The following is a 15580-nucleotide window of genomic DNA, read 5'->3' as shown; positions in this document are numbered from 1 at the left end:
TTCTTATGATGATTCATTACATGTACTAATTAATAATTATTTTCTGTCACAGACAGGCATCCTGCCGTTTCGTCTTTGGCAAAGGATCCGCCCACAAAATAATACAGCTTGTTATTTTAGCATTTTTTTATCCATTATTCAATCTTTTTTTACAATAAAATGATTTTTCCGTCATCCATGCCAAAATAAACTTCATCCAGTTTTTCGATCCGGCATCTTCCATTTGTGCCCTCTATGAGCTTCTTCTCCGCTGCTCCCGCCTGGTCAAACGGCACCAGGATCGTCAGATCCACGCCCTCGCCGTACTCGCTGTCCAGAATCGGCAGCTCTGCTTCTGCCAAAATGTACTGCACCTTTCCAAGCCCGCTGTAGTCTGTCCCGATCTTCCATTTGCGAGCCAGGCATTTTTCCAGAACCACACAGTATTTAAGACCTTCCTGGACCGCGCCGCCGTATGCCCGCACCAGTCCGCCGGTTCCTAAAAGTGTCCCGCCAAAGTACCGGGTCACGACCGCACAGACGTTGTGAAGCTCACGTCCCAGCAGCACATCCAGCATCGGGCGTCCCGCCGTCTGCGCCGGTTCGCCATCGTCGCTGCAACGCGCCACCTCGTTATTTTCTCCGATTGTAAATGCCGAACAATGATGTCTCGCATCCCAATATTTCTTCTTGACTTCCGCAATAAATGCCGTCGCCTCTTCTTCCGATTCCACCGGGCGGATCTCCGCGATAAAGCGGGACTTCTTCTCCACAATCTCGCCCTCGCCGCCCTGATAGACGATTTTATAGCGCTCTTTCATCTTTTCCTCCATCTATGAACTACGCATCCTTAAAACGGATGTTTTTTCACTTCTTTAACCGCTTGTAAACCTTAGTTACTGTTCACGCATACGTGCCCAGTAACAAACCTTATCTTTTATGATACCGTAAAAAAAACTTCATGACAATAGTATTTATTTATCCCATGAATTTTGATATAATTGGAAATACTGTATTTATTAATAGAATGAACCACTACGAACCCAAAGGAGGTTCTCATGAATTACGGTGTAAAAGCAACCAAGAAACGGATCCGGGCAGCCAATTCCCGGAAGAAGAAATACGCCAACCGGCTGTTTCTGACCTTCTTCAAGACTGCCTTTGTTCTTGTTCTGTTTCTCTGCGTGACGGGTGCCAGCACCTTTATCGGCATGTTTAAAGGCATTCTGGACAGTTCGCCAGACTTCAACCCGGACAGCTTCACCCCAAGCGGATATTTTTCTACTATATATAATAGCGCCGGGGAAGTGACTGACACGCTGGTCGGTTCCAACTCGAACCGAATCGAAGCATCCTACGAGGATTTTCCTCAGGATCTAATTGACGCGTTCGTCTCCATCGAAGACTCGCGTTTCTGGCAGCACAGCGGTATCGATCTGCGCTCCATTTCACGCGCCGTGGTCGGCGTCCTGACAAATAATTATAAGGGCGGCGCCAGCACCCTGACCCAGCAGCTCATCAAAAATACCGTTTTCAACGGCGGTATGGAGACAAGCAAGGGTTCCAAAATCGAGCGAAAAATCCAGGAACAATATCTGGCGCTGCAGCTGACAAAAAACGTCGATCGGAAGGTCATTTTAACGAACTATTTAAATACGATCAACCTCGGCAGCAATACGCTGGGCGTCAAAGCAGCAGCGCTGCGCTATTTTAATAAGAACGTCTCCGATCTGACTCTTTCTGAGTGCGCGGTCATCGCCGGTATCACACAGAATCCGTCAAAGCTGAATCCGATCAGCGGCGCGGAGGCAAATGCCGCCCGGCGCAAGGTCATTTTGCAGGCAATGTATGAGCAGGGCTATATCACAAAAGAAGAACAGGAGGAAGCGCTGGCAGACGACGTCTACGCCCGTATCCAGAATGTCGACACGGCGCTCAAGGAAAATGAGACACCGTACTCCTATTACACGGACGAGCTGATCAGCCAGGTCACCGAAGCACTCAAAGAGCAGCTCGGCTATACTGACACGCAGGCGTCCAATCTTCTGTTCAGCGGCGGACTGCAGATTTACACCCCGCAGGATCCGCAGATTCAGGCGATCGTCGATGAGGAAGTCAACAATCCTGCCAACTATGACGCGGCTCGCTATTCGGTTGAATACCGCCTTTCCCTGACCCATCCAGACGGGGAAACGCAGCATTATTCACAGGAAACTCTGAAAACATGGATCCAGCAGGTCAAGGGACAAAGCGGTTTTGACGGGCTGTTTAATTCCGAGGAAGAGGCGCAGACGGCGATCGATGAATACCGCACCGCCCTCACGCAGGACGGAAGCACCGTTCTCGGTGAATCAGTTACCATGATTTTAGAGCCGCAGACCTCGTTCGTCCTGATCGAACAGTCCACCGGCTATGTCAAGGCAATCAACGGCGGACGCGGACAGAAGACAGCAAACCGCACCTTAAACCGTGCGACCGACTCCCTGCGGCAGCCAGGATCGACCTTCAAGGTCATTTCCTCCTTTGCCCCGGCATTGGATGCCTGCGGCGCGACCCTATCAACTGTTTACTATGACGGGCCATACTCTTCCGGTGAAAAAGAGTTCCGAAACTGGTGGGGCAGCGATTACAAGGGCTATCACACGATCCGCGACGGCATTACCTATTCCATGAACATCGTCGCCCTGCGCTGCATGGCGGACACGGTAACGCCGCAGCTCGGTGTCGAATATGCCGAACGGCTGGGAATCACTTCCCTCGTAAGCCAGGATCAGACTCTCTCGACAGCACTCGGCGGTCTGACAAAGGGCGTCAGCAACCTGGAACTGACAAATGCATTTGCGGCGATCGCCAACGGCGGCACCTACACGAAGCCTGTCTTCTTTACTAAGATCCTGGATCGCAACGGAAAGATACTGATCGACAATGAACCGGAGACGCGGCAGGCGCTCAAAGACTCTACCGCCTATCTTTTAACCAGCGCGATGCAGGATGTTATGCAGAGCAATACAATGTATACGCGTTCCGGTTCCGGGGTTAAATCGACCGGTACGACAGCGGCGATTCCCAATATGAGCTGCGCCGGAAAGAGCGGTACGACCACCAGCAACGTCGACGTCTGGTTTGTAGGCTTTACGCCGTACTACACTGCCGGTATCTGGGGCGGGTGCGACAATAACCAGCCATTAAAAGGCGGCACCGTTTCAAACGGCGGTACCAGTTACCACAAGCGCATCTGGCGAAATATCATGACACGTGTCCATGAGAGCTTAAGCGACCCCGGATTTACGGTTCCGGACAGCATTGAAACTGCTGACGTATGCCGCAAATCCGGCAAGCTTCCGGTTTCCGGCGTCTGCAGCAGTGACCCGCGCGGAACGGCCGTCTACACTGAATATTTCGCGAAGGGCACGGTTCCGGCCGAGACCTGCGATCACCACACCCGCGTGACGATCTGCTCCGCCTCCGGCGGCATCTCGACTGCCTTCTGCCCGACGAACCAGCAGATTTCCAAGACAGTTATGGTCGTTCCGGAAGACGGCGGAGAAACGGACGATTCCCGCTTCTCCATGCCGGGCGAGTGCAAGATTCACAATGGTTCGTCCACGATCATCCATCCTTCTGAGAGCGCCGATTTCTCAGCTCCGGGCTACAGCCCCGATTCAGATAATCTATCGGCTCCGATCCACTCTGCGGTTCCACGCCCGATGGCGGGAAGTGGACGGAATGGAAATAATATTCCGATTGTCCCGGCGAATCCGGAGCATTAACAGCAAAATAATATATCTGCAAAAAGCTGCTGTAAAAAGTGACATTCATATGCCTCTTTTACAGCAGCTTTTAATTTTCTCAACTGATTTTCTTTTGCTTTCTTTTACTTTTCTTTCGTCTTCTCTCTAATCCTTCATCTTGGGTTTGCAAATCAGCGACGACAGATAGCCGAAGATCAACGCCCCGGAAATCCCCGCCGCACCCGCCGTGAATCCACCGGTGAACAGCCCCAGAACCCCATCCTTGTCAATTCCATCCCGCACGCCCTTCCAGAGCGTGTTTCCAAACCCCAGCAGCGGCACCGTTGCCCCGGAACCCGCCCATTTGGCATACGGTTCGTACAAACCGATCGCACCAAGAATCGAGCCACATACCACCAAAAGCACCATAATCCGCCCCGGCATGAGTTTCGTTTTATCCATCAGAATCTGCACGGCGGCACAGAGAAGTCCGCCGCTCACAAATGCTTTGATATAGTCCATTTTTCTGCTCCCTCTCTAAAGTTTCTTGCAAATACCTATCATTCACCGAACGATTCTTTTCCCTCAAGCACCACTCCATGGGCAATCCCCGGCACATTCTGCCCCTCATTAAAGCTGATCTGGGACAGCAGCGCCCCGGTCGGCACAAACAGGACGCGTTTCCACTCACCCGCCTGTATTTTCGGAAGAATATAGCCGCACAGCACCGCCGCCGAGCAACCGCAGCCGCTCCCGCCCGAATGGGTATCCTGCGTCTTCGGGTCAAACATTTCGATCCCGCAGTCCATATGGATGCCGGAAATATCCTGTCCTGCCTCGCGCATAAAATCAAGCAGGATTTCCTTCCCCACCATTCCCAGATCGCCAGTGATGATCCGATCATAGTCAGATGGTTTCCGGTTAAAATCACGGAAATTCTGCAAGATTGTGTCTACCGCCGCCACCGCCATTGCCGCCCCCATGTTCATGGAATCGCGCATCTGCATATCGACGATCTTTCCGGGGGTGGCAGCTGGGATACAAGGTTGAAATTTGGGATGCAATTTTTCCTGTCCGGCATTTTTCAGTGATTCTGACGCATTTTCTTTCGCTCTGCGCCCATCTTTCCCTTCATTTTTCTCATTTTCCTCGATCATCACACACCCGCACCCGGTCACCGTCCAGGTTGTGGACTGCGGTCTCTGATTCCCATACGCCAGCGGAAACCGGAACTGCCGTTCTGCCGATGCAAAATGGCTCGACGCCAGCGCCAGAACCCGATCCGCATAGCCAGCCCCTGCTGCCATCGCCCCCAGAATCATCGCCTCCCCCATCGTCGAGCAGGCACCGTAAAGCCCGAAAAACGGGATATCAAACGACTCCACACCAAACGAGGTCGCCACAATCTGTCCCAACAGGTCTCCCGCAAACAGGCAATTCACATCCGCTGCCTGTCTGCCCGCCTTATCCAGACATTTCTGCACCGTCTGGCGCTGCAATTCACTCTCCGCCTCCTCCCACGACTTTTTCCCAAACATCGGATCCGGCTCCACCCGGTCAAAAAAACTTGCCAGCGGTCCCTCTCCTTCCGTCTGCCCCACGATCGATGCCGCCGATGTGATGATGGGCGGATGCTCAAACTGGATGCTTGATTTACCTGCCTGCATAAAATTCCTCCTGAAACATAAAAACATTGTCAAAAATATACTGTTCAAACTTTCGCTACAATCTCAGTATTTACACAAACATACATTTTTATGTTTTCTAGTAATCTGCATTCCTCGCAGGATTCATTCACCCGTTTTTACCATATTATTAATACTGCACCGCCGCCAGTTTCTCTCTCAGTTCCTGCGGGTTCTGGGACGCATCGACTGCCGTCTGCGGTGTGATCACGCCCTCTTTCGCCATACGAATCAGAAAATTATCCATCGTAATAGAGCCCTCTTTTGCACTAGAAAGCAGATAGCTCTGCATCTGCGGTGTTTTTCCATCGCGGATCAGATTCCGGATCGCCGGCGTGAGCATCATAAGCTCACAAGCTGCCGCCCTGCCCTGGCCACCCGCCCTCGGCACCAGCTGCTGTGACAGCACCGCCCGCAGCGTCATCGAGAGCTGCATCCGGATCTGCGGCTGTTTATCCTCTGGAAAAACACCCACAATCCGGTCAATGCTGTCGATTGCCGAATTGGTATGAATAGTGGAAAAAACAAGATGTCCCGTCTCCGCCGCCATCAGCGCCGTTTCGATCGTCGCCGGATCACGCATTTCTCCAATCAGAATGACATCCGGGTCCTCACGGAGCGCCGCATAAAGCCCCTTATCATAGCTCTCTACGTCCACGCCCACCTCGCGCTGGTTGATGATCGCCTGCGCCGGTTCATAGACATACTCGATCGGGTCTTCCAGCGTAATCATATGGAGCGGACGATTCTGGTTGATCTCATTTAAAATTGCCGCCAGCGTCGTTGACTTGCCGCTTCCCGTCTCGCCGGTTACCAGAATAATGCCTTTATTCCAGCTTGAAAACTGATTCACTGCTTCCGGAAGCCCCAGCTCCGACAGGTTCGGAATCGTACTGCCCAGAAGACGGATCGCCGCAGAGAGCGCGCCCTGCTGCCGGAACAGATTCACACGGAGACGCCGTCCCGCAAACGAAGCACTAAAATCCAGCTGTCCGATCGCCTCGATCTGATCTGCCGCATTGCCTGCCAGCTGGCGTCCATATTCCTCACAATCCTCACGCGTCAGCCCGCCATCCGTCAGCGTCTCGATTCTGCCGTCAATTCTGCATTTTGGCGGCAGCCCTGCAATCAGATGCACATCCGATGCCCTTTTTTCAGCTGCCAGCGCGATTAATTCCTCGATTCCATACATACCATCTGTCTCCTCTTCTCTTTCTGCACCATTTACAGCGCCAGCAGCGTCCGGATCACCTCGTCCACCGTCGAAACACCCTCTTCTACCAGCTTCTGCGCGTGTTCCAGCATCGGAACATACTGGCTCGCTCTTCTGGCTGCCTCTAAGAAACGTGTCCGGTCAGCTCCTTCCAGAATGCACCGGCGCAGCTCCTCCTGAATCAGCATTACCTCAAACACACCGATTCTGCCCCGGTATCCCGAATGGAAGCACTGATCGCATCCGGCTCCCTGCCAGTATAATTTTCCAGGGTTCTCCGGGATTCCTGCCATCTCAAGCGCTTTTTTCGGCGGCTGAATCTGGGTTTTGCAGTTCGGACAGATTTTCCTCAGCAGCCGCTGGGAAATAACGCCTCGCAGTCCCGCCGCAATCAGGTATGGCGCCACGCCCATATCTCGCAGACGGTCAATCGCCGAGATCGCATCTTCCGTATGAATCGTGGTGATAACGAGATGTCCCGTCATTGCCGCACGCATCGCGATCTCTGCCGTCTCACCGTCACGGATCTCGCCGACGCAGATGATATCCGGATCCTGACGCAGAACTGAGCGCAGACCCGATGCAAAAGTCAGCCCCACTTTTTCATTGATCTGCACCTGTGTCGCGCCTTTGATATGGTATTCCACCGGATCCTCCAATGTAATCAGGTTGGTCCGATCCGAAAGAAGTTCGCGGATCAGCGTATACATCGTCGAAGATTTACCTGAACCAGTCGGTCCTACAATCATGATAACTCCGGAAGTAAGCCCTAAAAGTGTATCAATCTTTGCATCCTCCACTGCCGGAATACCGATACCGCGGCGGTTCAGCGTCTCCTCATTTCGTTTCAGAATACGGATAACCACTTTTTCTCCATACAGGGTCGGAAGGGTGGATATACGCATATCAATATCTTTTCCTCTTAAATGCATCACCGCACGACCATCCTGCGGAATTCTTTTTTCGACGATATCGAGCTGGGACATGATTTTAAGCCTCGAAATGACCGAATCCTTGAGTTCCGACGGGATCGTCATGATCCGATGAAGCTGCCCGTCGATACGCATCCTGACGACCATCTCCTCCTCCGTCGGCTCAAAATGGATATCCGAAGCATTTTCCGAAATGGCACGCTCAATAATCGAATTGACCAGGCGGATCATCGGTGTCACATTTTCCTGTCTTTCTCTTTCCGCCATCTGCCCCTGCCCCTGACGCACCTCTTGTGCCGCTGCCGTCTCTGCCTGCATCTGCGCCATCGCTTCTGCCGCTCCCTCGTTGCCATACAAAATATTGATCGCACGCTTCACTGCCGGTTCAGAGGCGATCATCGGCACAATTCTCTTTTTGGAAGTATGCTGTGCTTCCTCAATCGCCATGAAGTTCAGCGGATCCGCCATTGCCAGATAAAGCTGGTCTTTGGAAATACGCACCGGTACGATCGTCATTTTCTTTGCCAGGTTTTTCGGCACAAAACGCGACAGTTCCGGGCTGATATCGACCCGCGTCAAATCAATATAGTCAATGCCCAGCTGCATGCGAAGCGCATCGATCAGCTGACCTTCCGTGATATAATGATGCTTGACCAGCGTTGTTCCCAGACGTTCTTTCTCCTTCGCCTGATAGTCAAGCGCCTCTTTAAGCTGCCCTTCTGTGATCAGTCCCAGCTCCAAAAGCATGTCTCCCAATCGCTTTGTACGCATTCTCTCTACCTCCCTATAAATATGGATCTGGTTATTCAGCCATTTTACTGCGGAAATCCCGGATCCGGTCAAAGCAGTCCCGATCCATCTCGATCGCCGTCTGATTTCCAGTCGTCACAATCCACGCTTCTTCCAGAAGCCGCCGGATGATCCGCGCCGCCTCTTTCTGATCCTCTGCGGTCGTCTCACGGATCTCCTCTGTCCAACGACGGATCTGTACAATATCCAGGCCATTGTACGCATACTGCATCGCTGCCATCCGCCGTCCTAGGCATCCGCACGGCGCCGTCGCATTGCCGTAACTGCTTAAAATATAGCCATTCCGATCTGCCTCCGAAAGCTGCAGTTTTTCCAATACACCCGCTGCCGCCCGGATCGCCTCGATCGTCTCACTGACCTTCGGATCCCGGTATGTACTCGCCACGATCCGGTCCATCGTCGGCGTAAATGCAAACGACGCGCTGTATGCGCCGCCTTGAAAACGGAGCTGCGGCACAAAATACCGGTCATCCAGCGCATTTACATACGGAAGAATCCGCCCGGAAAATCCATCTACAGCGCTCAGCTCTGCCGAAAAGACGGTATACTGGCTGGAGCTCTCCACAATTACCGCCTCCCTGCGCGCCGGAACCGGGAAAGTATACCCAGCATTTTCCCCTCTGTTTTCCGTTTTATTCTCATGGTCTGGCATCTGTTCTCCCCGCAGATTTCCCAGAATCCGCCCTGCACAGTTCCGCATCCATTCCAGATTTTCCCTCGGTGCAACATGAAGGATCGTCACCGCTGTTCCATGCAGGATGCGGTCGCGCACCTCCTCCATCTTCTCTGCCAGCTGGAAGATCGCTGCATCCTCCTGTTCCAGTCGCCCGCGCAGTTTTTTCAAAAACTCATAAAACGCCTGTCCGCCGACATATTCCTGATACCGCGTATTGATGCTATAGCCAGATGCCGCCAGACGCACCGCCAGCGAATACGCATCACTGCGCGACTCATCACAGGACGGAATCGTCTCATCCAGTGCCTGAAGAACCGCATTCTTATCTCTCCAGAGTGGATGTGATAATAGTTCCAACAGGACATACAGGCTCTCTTCATAATCCTCCGCCATCCCATACCAGCTGACCGCCAGCGTCGGATGGCTGTTTCGTCCCGCCCGAACCTCCGGATGTCCCTCATTCATGGAAAAATCATGCAGATAGCGCTCAATCTGATTTTCCTTTTCCATTCTGCCATACCGGGCATTTTCAAGCTCTGAAACAAACATTGTATATAAAGGAATGTAAAAACGGTCCTCTTCCGGCACGCCGCTCAAATCCAGGTATAAACGGTTATAGCTGATCGCTTCCAGATCCGACGGCGATTCATAGACCGAAATCCCATTTATCTCATATATCTGATATTCCGGCGTCTCTTCCGGCGGCGGAAGCTCATCGACCCGGATCATAAAATCCGCATTCGAACACTCCGACGCATTCCACGCATCAAAATCCAGGGTCTTCGCAATCAGCGCATCCAGCTCTGCCTCGCTCATCTCCGCCTTCATCTGCGCCAGATACGCGTCGCGCTCCTGCTCCATCGCCTCTGCCATCCCCGGCGTCGGAATCGTCGTGACAAGAACCCGCCGCTTCGCCGCGCCAAGCTCTGCCGCAAACCGGCGAATCTCCGCCTGTGCCGTCCCTGCATCCAGAGAATCATAGGCTGCCGCCTCATCCGCATACACATCCGCATCGCCCGTCAATGCCCATTTCAGGCTGACTTCCGGCACGATCGAATCCGCAAATACATCCGTATCTTCGCCTGCCGTATAATCATGTATCGCCCGCGCCTTGAGCGCCGTCTCCACCACTGACGGGTCGATCCCGCGCTCCTGCATCTCGCATAATGTCTCATCCGACACCTGCCGGAACCGTTCTGCATCCTTCGGACTGCTGTCTGTCATTTCGAAAACAAAAAATGGCTTTTCTGCCTCCATCATCACCGATGCACTCGCATCACAATGGATGCCCGCCGTCCGCAGCTTTTCCCTGAAAACCGATCCATCCACATTCATCATTCCCGCAATGATGCTGTACTGGATCAGCTTTTCCCATGAAATGCCGCTCAGATCCATCGCATACGATACCACCGCCGCATTCTCCGATGCGTCTCCCCGGTAAGCAGGACTGGGAACGGTTGCCTGACGGAAGAATGATTCTCCCCCATTTTCCAAACCATCTGGCTCGGGGCTGTAAAACGCACTCATCCCTATATTCTGCATTTCCTGTTTTTCCTGTCGCCCGCTGCCTGACTGGAAACTCCATCCGTCTTCTTTTCCATAGCTTTTCTCTGCATCACACAGATACTCTTTATCCAGGAATGCCAGAAACCGTTTCCAGTCCAGATCCCCATACAACAAAATCAGAGCATTATCGAACCGATAAAATCGATCATACATCTCCATCGTATGTTCATACGTCAGATCCTTATAAAAACGGTGCGCCTGTCCATTCGCATTTGCCGCCGTCTCCCCCGGATACAGCGCCCGCAAAACATTCCGCAGTGCCTCATTATCTGTATCATTCAGCATGCCGAAATCCTCGCTGTACACCGTTCCTGCCAGCGTAATCGGGCTTTCGCGGTCGCGCAGCTCATAGCGGACCGCTTCACGGTCAAAAAAGCGGCGTTCCCGCCGGATTCCCGGCGCTTTCATGCAGCTTAAATACACATCTGCCATCTTAAGCAGCTGTTCCTCGCTCTGGCTGCACACCGGATATGCCGTAAATGGTATATAGGTAAATGCATTTACAAATGTGTGGTATGTCTTGCTGCAAAGATCAAAAAAAATATCCTTACTCGGATATTTATCAGAGGAAGCAAGTACCGAATGCTCAAACACATGATTCGTGTCCGTCTCATCCAGATGCGGTGTCCGATAGGAAATCGAGAATCCCCGGTTTGTATCTTTATTTCTGATATAAAACAGGGACGCCCCGCTTTTCTCATGTTCAAAATACAGTGTCTGCGCTCCCAGCGCCTGCAGTTTTCCCACCTGTTTCAATGTAAAACCTGCTGTCTGAAATCCCGGCTGCAGTCTCCCATCTGCCGCCCTCCACTGCTTTGTACCTGCCATTCTTTTATCATGCCTCCTGCCATCATTCGTCTGCTGTCTTTTCTCTATATCTATTATACAAGAGCACGTCCTATATTTCCATAAAAAAAAGCACATCCGGTTCTCTCTGTGTTCCGGATGTGCTTCTCTGATTCATAAATCTATTATTTATTCTTTCCGCAGCACTTCTTATATTTCTTACCGCTTCCGCATGGACACGGATCGTTCGGGTAAATCTTATGTGTATTGCGGACTGTGCCAGATGCCTTCTGCTCGCGGTACAGCTCTGTTCTTCTCTCCTCAGTCAGGATTGCATCCCACTGCGGAAGCTCATACAGCCAGGTAGCCTTTGCCTCTACCATGTTGTAATATAACTTCTCCGGGTCGATCTCAATCTTAACCTTGGTATCCTCATCCATGGTCTCGATCGGGTTCTCATAGCCCTTTAAGCTCTCATTGATTCCATCCAGGAAACCGGTCATGATCATAACTTCGGTATCATACTTCTCAGCCAGTTCCTTAACGGTACCTTCTACAACCTCAGTCGGGTTTGCAAGAATCTGCTCGTAAATGCCTTTCTCAATCGTAAAATATCCAGACCAGAGTTCCTCTTTCTTTTTATCATCCAGCCCGTCACCATATGCCAGATTGCGCCAATTTTCTAACAGTGTCATCGGTAATTCCTTCCTTTTTTCGTTCTTTCATTACTATAATAACATAGTATATTTAAGTATATAACAAGTTGGGGGGATTTGCAAGGAGGAAAACTGGCATCTGCCTATTTTATCGCATGAGCAAAAGTATCACTCATTCCGTATCGCCGCCAACGGACTCAGCTTCATCGCGCGCATCGCCGGGAAGAATCCGGCTGCCATGCCGATGATGATGGCAAATCCTACCGATGGAACTGCCAGCCAGATCGGGATCACGGACAGTTTTCCATCCATTCCATATAAAAAAGTCGCTGCCAGAAACTGGTTGATCAGCACGGAAACCATAAAACTCAGCGTCAGTCCGATAAGTCCTCCCATGAAACCGATAAAACCTGCCTCAATCAGAAACATATTTCGGATGGTCGCAAGGGAACATCCCAGCACTTTCAGCACGCCAATCTCCTTCGTCCGCTCATAGATGGACATCATCATCGTGTTGGCAATGCCGATCGCAGCTACCAGCAGAGAAACGGCGCCGATGCCGCCGAGAGCTGCCTGGATCATGTTGGACTGCTGTTTGGACTGTTCCAGCCATTCCATCTGGCTGTTTGCCTCATAGCCCATGTTGCTGATGGCTTTCTGTACCTCTATTACATGATCCATGTCGTCCACATTTACCGTCGCTTCTTCATAGACAAAATAATTGTAAGGTTTTCCTTTTTTGTTGGTCGGCTGTCCCGGAATCGGCTTTTTCTTAAATATCTGTTTCAGCTGTGTCTTGAGCTTATTCAGATCCACGTAGACGCCGTAGCTGTAATCACTCCAGTCTTCCGGTCCACCCGCTACCATTCCAGCCGTTTTCATCATATATTTCTTTGGCGCCGCTACTTTCTGGCTGCCATCCTCGCCGCTGGAATTTCCCTTGGACTGATAGTACGCATCCGTGTCAAAGATCGTAAACATCGGTTTGTTGATAAAATCGATGTCCGGCATCTCCCCGGTGTCCCAGTAACCTTTTCCTGTCTTGGCATTGCTAAAATTCTGTGCGACCATATTTCCGACTACCATCTCCATGTCCTTCGTTTCAGTTGTCGGCAGGCTTCCTTCTCCCAGCTTGATATTCTTCATCGCTCCCAAAGGGATCCCATGCAGCTGCACGTTTCCCTCGTAGGCACCCTGACGCATAATCACATTCAGGTTCAGATCCGGATAAGCACTTGTCACATGCGGAATCTTTTCAAATGTCTTCATCGTCTCATCCGTCATGAAGCTGTCTTCCGGATTTTTCTTGTCACTGGAATTTCCATTGTTATAATTATATACCTGAATCGCGGTCAGGCTTCCATAGGAAGAATACTGTTTGATGGTAAATTCTTTCAGTCCTATTCCGATGGAAACCATGACAACGATCGATGCCGTACCAATCACGACTCCCAGAACCGTCAGAAAGGTACGAAGCTTTCTGCGAAACAGGTTGTTGACGCTCATCGTCAGCAGATCACTGAATCTCATTTTCACCGGTCCTTTCTATTTTTTCTTTCTTTTCAGATGATCGTTTTGTTCTTTTTCAACGTCCTTTGTTTCGTCTTCCGATACATCTGCTGTCGTCATTTCCGGCTCGCCCAGCTCATTATCCAGTTCCTCTTCTAATTCGTCTTCAAGCGCCTTTTCTCCTGCTATTTTCTTCTTTTTCCTCTTCCAGACAACTACACCGACACCTGCGCCCACCAGCGCAGCGATCACAAGCATCGGAGCGATCCGCCCAGCGCCGCCCGCTTGCGCCGCATCGGCATCTGCATCCATGCCGTTGTCCATTCCATCCATGCCGTCCATCCCGTCATCGGAAAACGCCTCACTCACGTTCAGAAGCATTTCTTTTTCAGTCTCTGAAACGACTCCATTTTCATCCTCATAGGAAATGATAATCTTCACTTTTCCATCATCGGTTGTCGGCGCAATCGCGGTCAGCATCGTATCGACATTGCCGGTTTCGCCCGGCTTGATATTTCCCACATAAGCGTCAGCTGGTTGGATAGAATCTGCCTCAAAACGCGCCATAACATTGTAAAGAATTACTTTTCCGGTGTTGTTGATGCCAAACATGACATTCGTCTCAGAACCAACCTCAACCGCATCCGGCATCACATCGATCGTACTGGTGTTCAGACGCGGCTCCTGCTTGACCGGAAGTGCAATCTTGACCTCTTCCTTGGCATTTTTAAATTCCGGGCTGTCGTACTGCTCCTGAATCGTCATGCGGTATGATTTCTGCTCCGCCGTCGGCGCCGCCTTGAACACCATCGAGAGATCCGCCGTCGCCCCCGGCGCCATGTTATTGACAACTACGGAGGTGGAACCGCTCTCGGATGTAAAGATCGGCGTATTTTCAACTTCTTCCGAAGCAAATGTAAACATAATATTGGAAGCTGCCACATCCGAAGACGCATTCTTCATCCGCACACGCAGTTCAAATGGCTGTCCGGCATAGATCTCTGCCGGGATCGTCTCGAAGCTGTCCACGATGATACGCGCCTTGGTTCGATCCTGCTCGCCCGCATCCGCCGACAGCTCATCGTCATCTTTTCCCTTGACGCGCACGTAAAACACCTTGTCCACCGGCTCCGAAAACTCGCCGCCCTCTTCTTCGCGGTATGTAACCAGATAGTGAATCGGGAAAAAGCCCGATTTTACGTCCTCACGCACCATCATGCTGTACGGAACCGTCACCATCTGCCCTGATTCCATATCCCCCATTTTACGGTTATAGTTGCCCTCATTGATATCAAACGGGAATTTCGTAATATCTGCGTCAAGCTGCATATCCACGCGGACATCGTAAACCTTTTTAAGTCCCGTATTGGTCAGGTTCACGCCAAAATCCATGACCTGATTGTACCCCGCATACGGCGTCTGCTGGTTATCGCCGATGGAAAAATCGTAATCCAGCTTCGTGTTGTCGTCTTCCTCGGTGGAGGAACCATCGTAGGCGGATACCCAGATGTTGACACCAACCGCGGTCTTATCCTTTCCCTTTTGTCCAATAAAAAAGAATGCCTGATAATAGCCGGCCGGTAAATCTCTGCGTAGTTTATAACTTAAACTAACAGTTTTTGAAGTACCTGCTTTTACATTTATAGCTTTTGGCTTAAATGAATTTGAATCCGTTTCAAACGGAAATGATTTTGAATACCATCTGATAGCATCGCTATCATCACTCTCATCCGCATCATCGGATTCTCCAAAATTTTCTGTCATTAAATCATCAAATTCTTCCGCATTTGCCAGCCAAATTTCCTTTAATTCCTGATCCCTTTTCTCATGTATATTATGAACCGTCATCTTAATCGAAATTTTATTTCCGGCCTTTCCGTGCGGCACTTTACTGACGGTAATTAAATCATCGTTATATTTTGTCATATCCAACATTTCCGCCTGCGCCGTCCGGCTTCCTCCCACCGCCAGCACCGCAAAAAGTAGCAAAAACACCGCCCATCTCTTCCACTTTCTCATACCTCTCATTTTTCATAC

At 51.1% G+C, this 15580-nt stretch carries 10 protein-coding genes; 1 reads left to right on the top strand and 9 read right to left on the bottom strand.

Features of this window, described 5'->3' with window-relative positions; genetic code table 11:
• Window positions 1–149: 149 nt before the first annotated feature.
• Window positions 150–812, bottom strand: coding sequence for a YigZ family protein (locus tag DWV73_RS00960; protein WP_333549853.1), 663 nt, complete (start codon window positions 810–812; stop codon window positions 150–152).
• A gap of 225 nt (window positions 813–1037) precedes the next feature.
• Between DWV73_RS00960 and DWV73_RS00955 the strand changes: the two genes are divergently transcribed.
• Window positions 1038–3749, top strand: coding sequence for a transglycosylase domain-containing protein (locus tag DWV73_RS00955; RefSeq protein WP_117795169.1), 2712 nt, complete (start codon window positions 1038–1040; stop codon window positions 3747–3749).
• A gap of 126 nt (window positions 3750–3875) precedes the next feature.
• Here DWV73_RS00955 and DWV73_RS00950 read toward each other — a convergent pair whose 3' ends face one another.
• From DWV73_RS00950 to DWV73_RS00915, 8 genes are all read right to left on the bottom strand, one after another.
• A complete protein-coding gene (locus tag DWV73_RS00950) occupies window positions 3876–4232 on the bottom strand; it encodes a SpoVA/SpoVAEb family sporulation membrane protein (protein WP_117795167.1) in 357 nt (118 codons plus the stop codon).
• Between the two features lie 38 nt (window positions 4233–4270).
• Window positions 4271–5377, bottom strand: coding sequence for a stage V sporulation protein AD (locus tag DWV73_RS00945; RefSeq protein ID WP_117795165.1), 1107 nt, complete (start codon window positions 5375–5377; stop codon window positions 4271–4273).
• 148 nt (window positions 5378–5525) lie between these two features.
• Window positions 5526–6587: a type IV pilus twitching motility protein PilT gene (locus tag DWV73_RS00940; protein ID WP_107001539.1), complete on the bottom strand. Its 1062-nt coding sequence runs from the start codon at window positions 6585–6587 to the stop codon at window positions 5526–5528.
• A gap of 32 nt (window positions 6588–6619) precedes the next feature.
• On the bottom strand, window positions 6620–8311 hold the full coding sequence (locus DWV73_RS00935; protein ID WP_117795163.1) for a GspE/PulE family protein: 1692 nt from the start codon (window positions 8309–8311) through the stop codon (window positions 6620–6622).
• Window positions 8312–8342: 31 nt separating this feature from the next.
• Window positions 8343–11420 carry an insulinase family protein gene (locus DWV73_RS00930; protein ID WP_181986187.1) on the bottom strand — a complete coding sequence of 1026 codons (3078 nt, stop codon included), beginning with the start codon at window positions 11418–11420 and terminating at the stop codon, window positions 8343–8345.
• A 143-nt stretch (window positions 11421–11563) separates the two neighbouring features.
• Window positions 11564–12073, bottom strand: a complete 510-nt coding sequence (locus DWV73_RS00925; RefSeq protein WP_022359524.1) for an SEC-C metal-binding domain-containing protein — start codon at window positions 12071–12073, stop codon at window positions 11564–11566.
• 129 nt (window positions 12074–12202) lie between these two features.
• Entirely contained in the window at window positions 12203–13564 is a 1362-nt protein-coding gene (locus tag DWV73_RS00920; RefSeq protein WP_117795159.1) for an ABC transporter permease, read from the bottom strand.
• A gap of 15 nt (window positions 13565–13579) precedes the next feature.
• Window positions 13580–15571: a CARDB domain-containing protein gene (locus DWV73_RS00915; protein ID WP_242995688.1), complete on the bottom strand. Its 1992-nt coding sequence runs from the start codon at window positions 15569–15571 to the stop codon at window positions 13580–13582.
• Between the last annotated feature and the right edge of the window lie 9 nt (window positions 15572–15580).

It is taken from the genome of Clostridium sp. AF12-41, assembly GCF_003461685.1.
GTDB lineage: Bacteria > Bacillota > Clostridia > Lachnospirales > Lachnospiraceae > Otoolea > Otoolea fessa.
This window is presented reverse-complemented; position numbering and strand designations above follow the sequence as displayed.

Coding starts and splice junctions, on each gene's coding strand:
- DWV73_RS00960 (WP_333549853.1), bottom strand. CDS start 812: ATGGAGGAAAAGATGAAAGAGCGCTATAAAATCGTCTATCAGGGCGGC.
- DWV73_RS00955 (WP_117795169.1), top strand. CDS start 1,038: ATGAATTACGGTGTAAAAGCAACCAAGAAACGGATCCGGGCAGCCAAT.
- DWV73_RS00950 (WP_117795167.1), bottom strand. CDS start 4,232: ATGGACTATATCAAAGCATTTGTGAGCGGCGGACTTCTCTGTGCCGCC.
- DWV73_RS00945 (WP_117795165.1), bottom strand. CDS start 5,377: ATGCAGGCAGGTAAATCAAGCATCCAGTTTGAGCATCCGCCCATCATC.
- DWV73_RS00940 (WP_107001539.1), bottom strand. CDS start 6,587: ATGTATGGAATCGAGGAATTAATCGCGCTGGCAGCTGAAAAAAGGGCA.
- DWV73_RS00935 (WP_117795163.1), bottom strand. CDS start 8,311: ATGCGTACAAAGCGATTGGGAGACATGCTTTTGGAGCTGGGACTGATC.
- DWV73_RS00930 (WP_181986187.1), bottom strand. CDS start 11,420: ATGGCAGGTACAAAGCAGTGGAGGGCGGCAGATGGGAGACTGCAGCCG.
- DWV73_RS00925 (WP_022359524.1), bottom strand. CDS start 12,073: ATGACACTGTTAGAAAATTGGCGCAATCTGGCATATGGTGACGGGCTG.
- DWV73_RS00920 (WP_117795159.1), bottom strand. CDS start 13,564: ATGAGATTCAGTGATCTGCTGACGATGAGCGTCAACAACCTGTTTCGC.
- DWV73_RS00915 (WP_242995688.1), bottom strand. CDS start 15,571: ATGAGAGGTATGAGAAAGTGGAAGAGATGGGCGGTGTTTTTGCTACTT.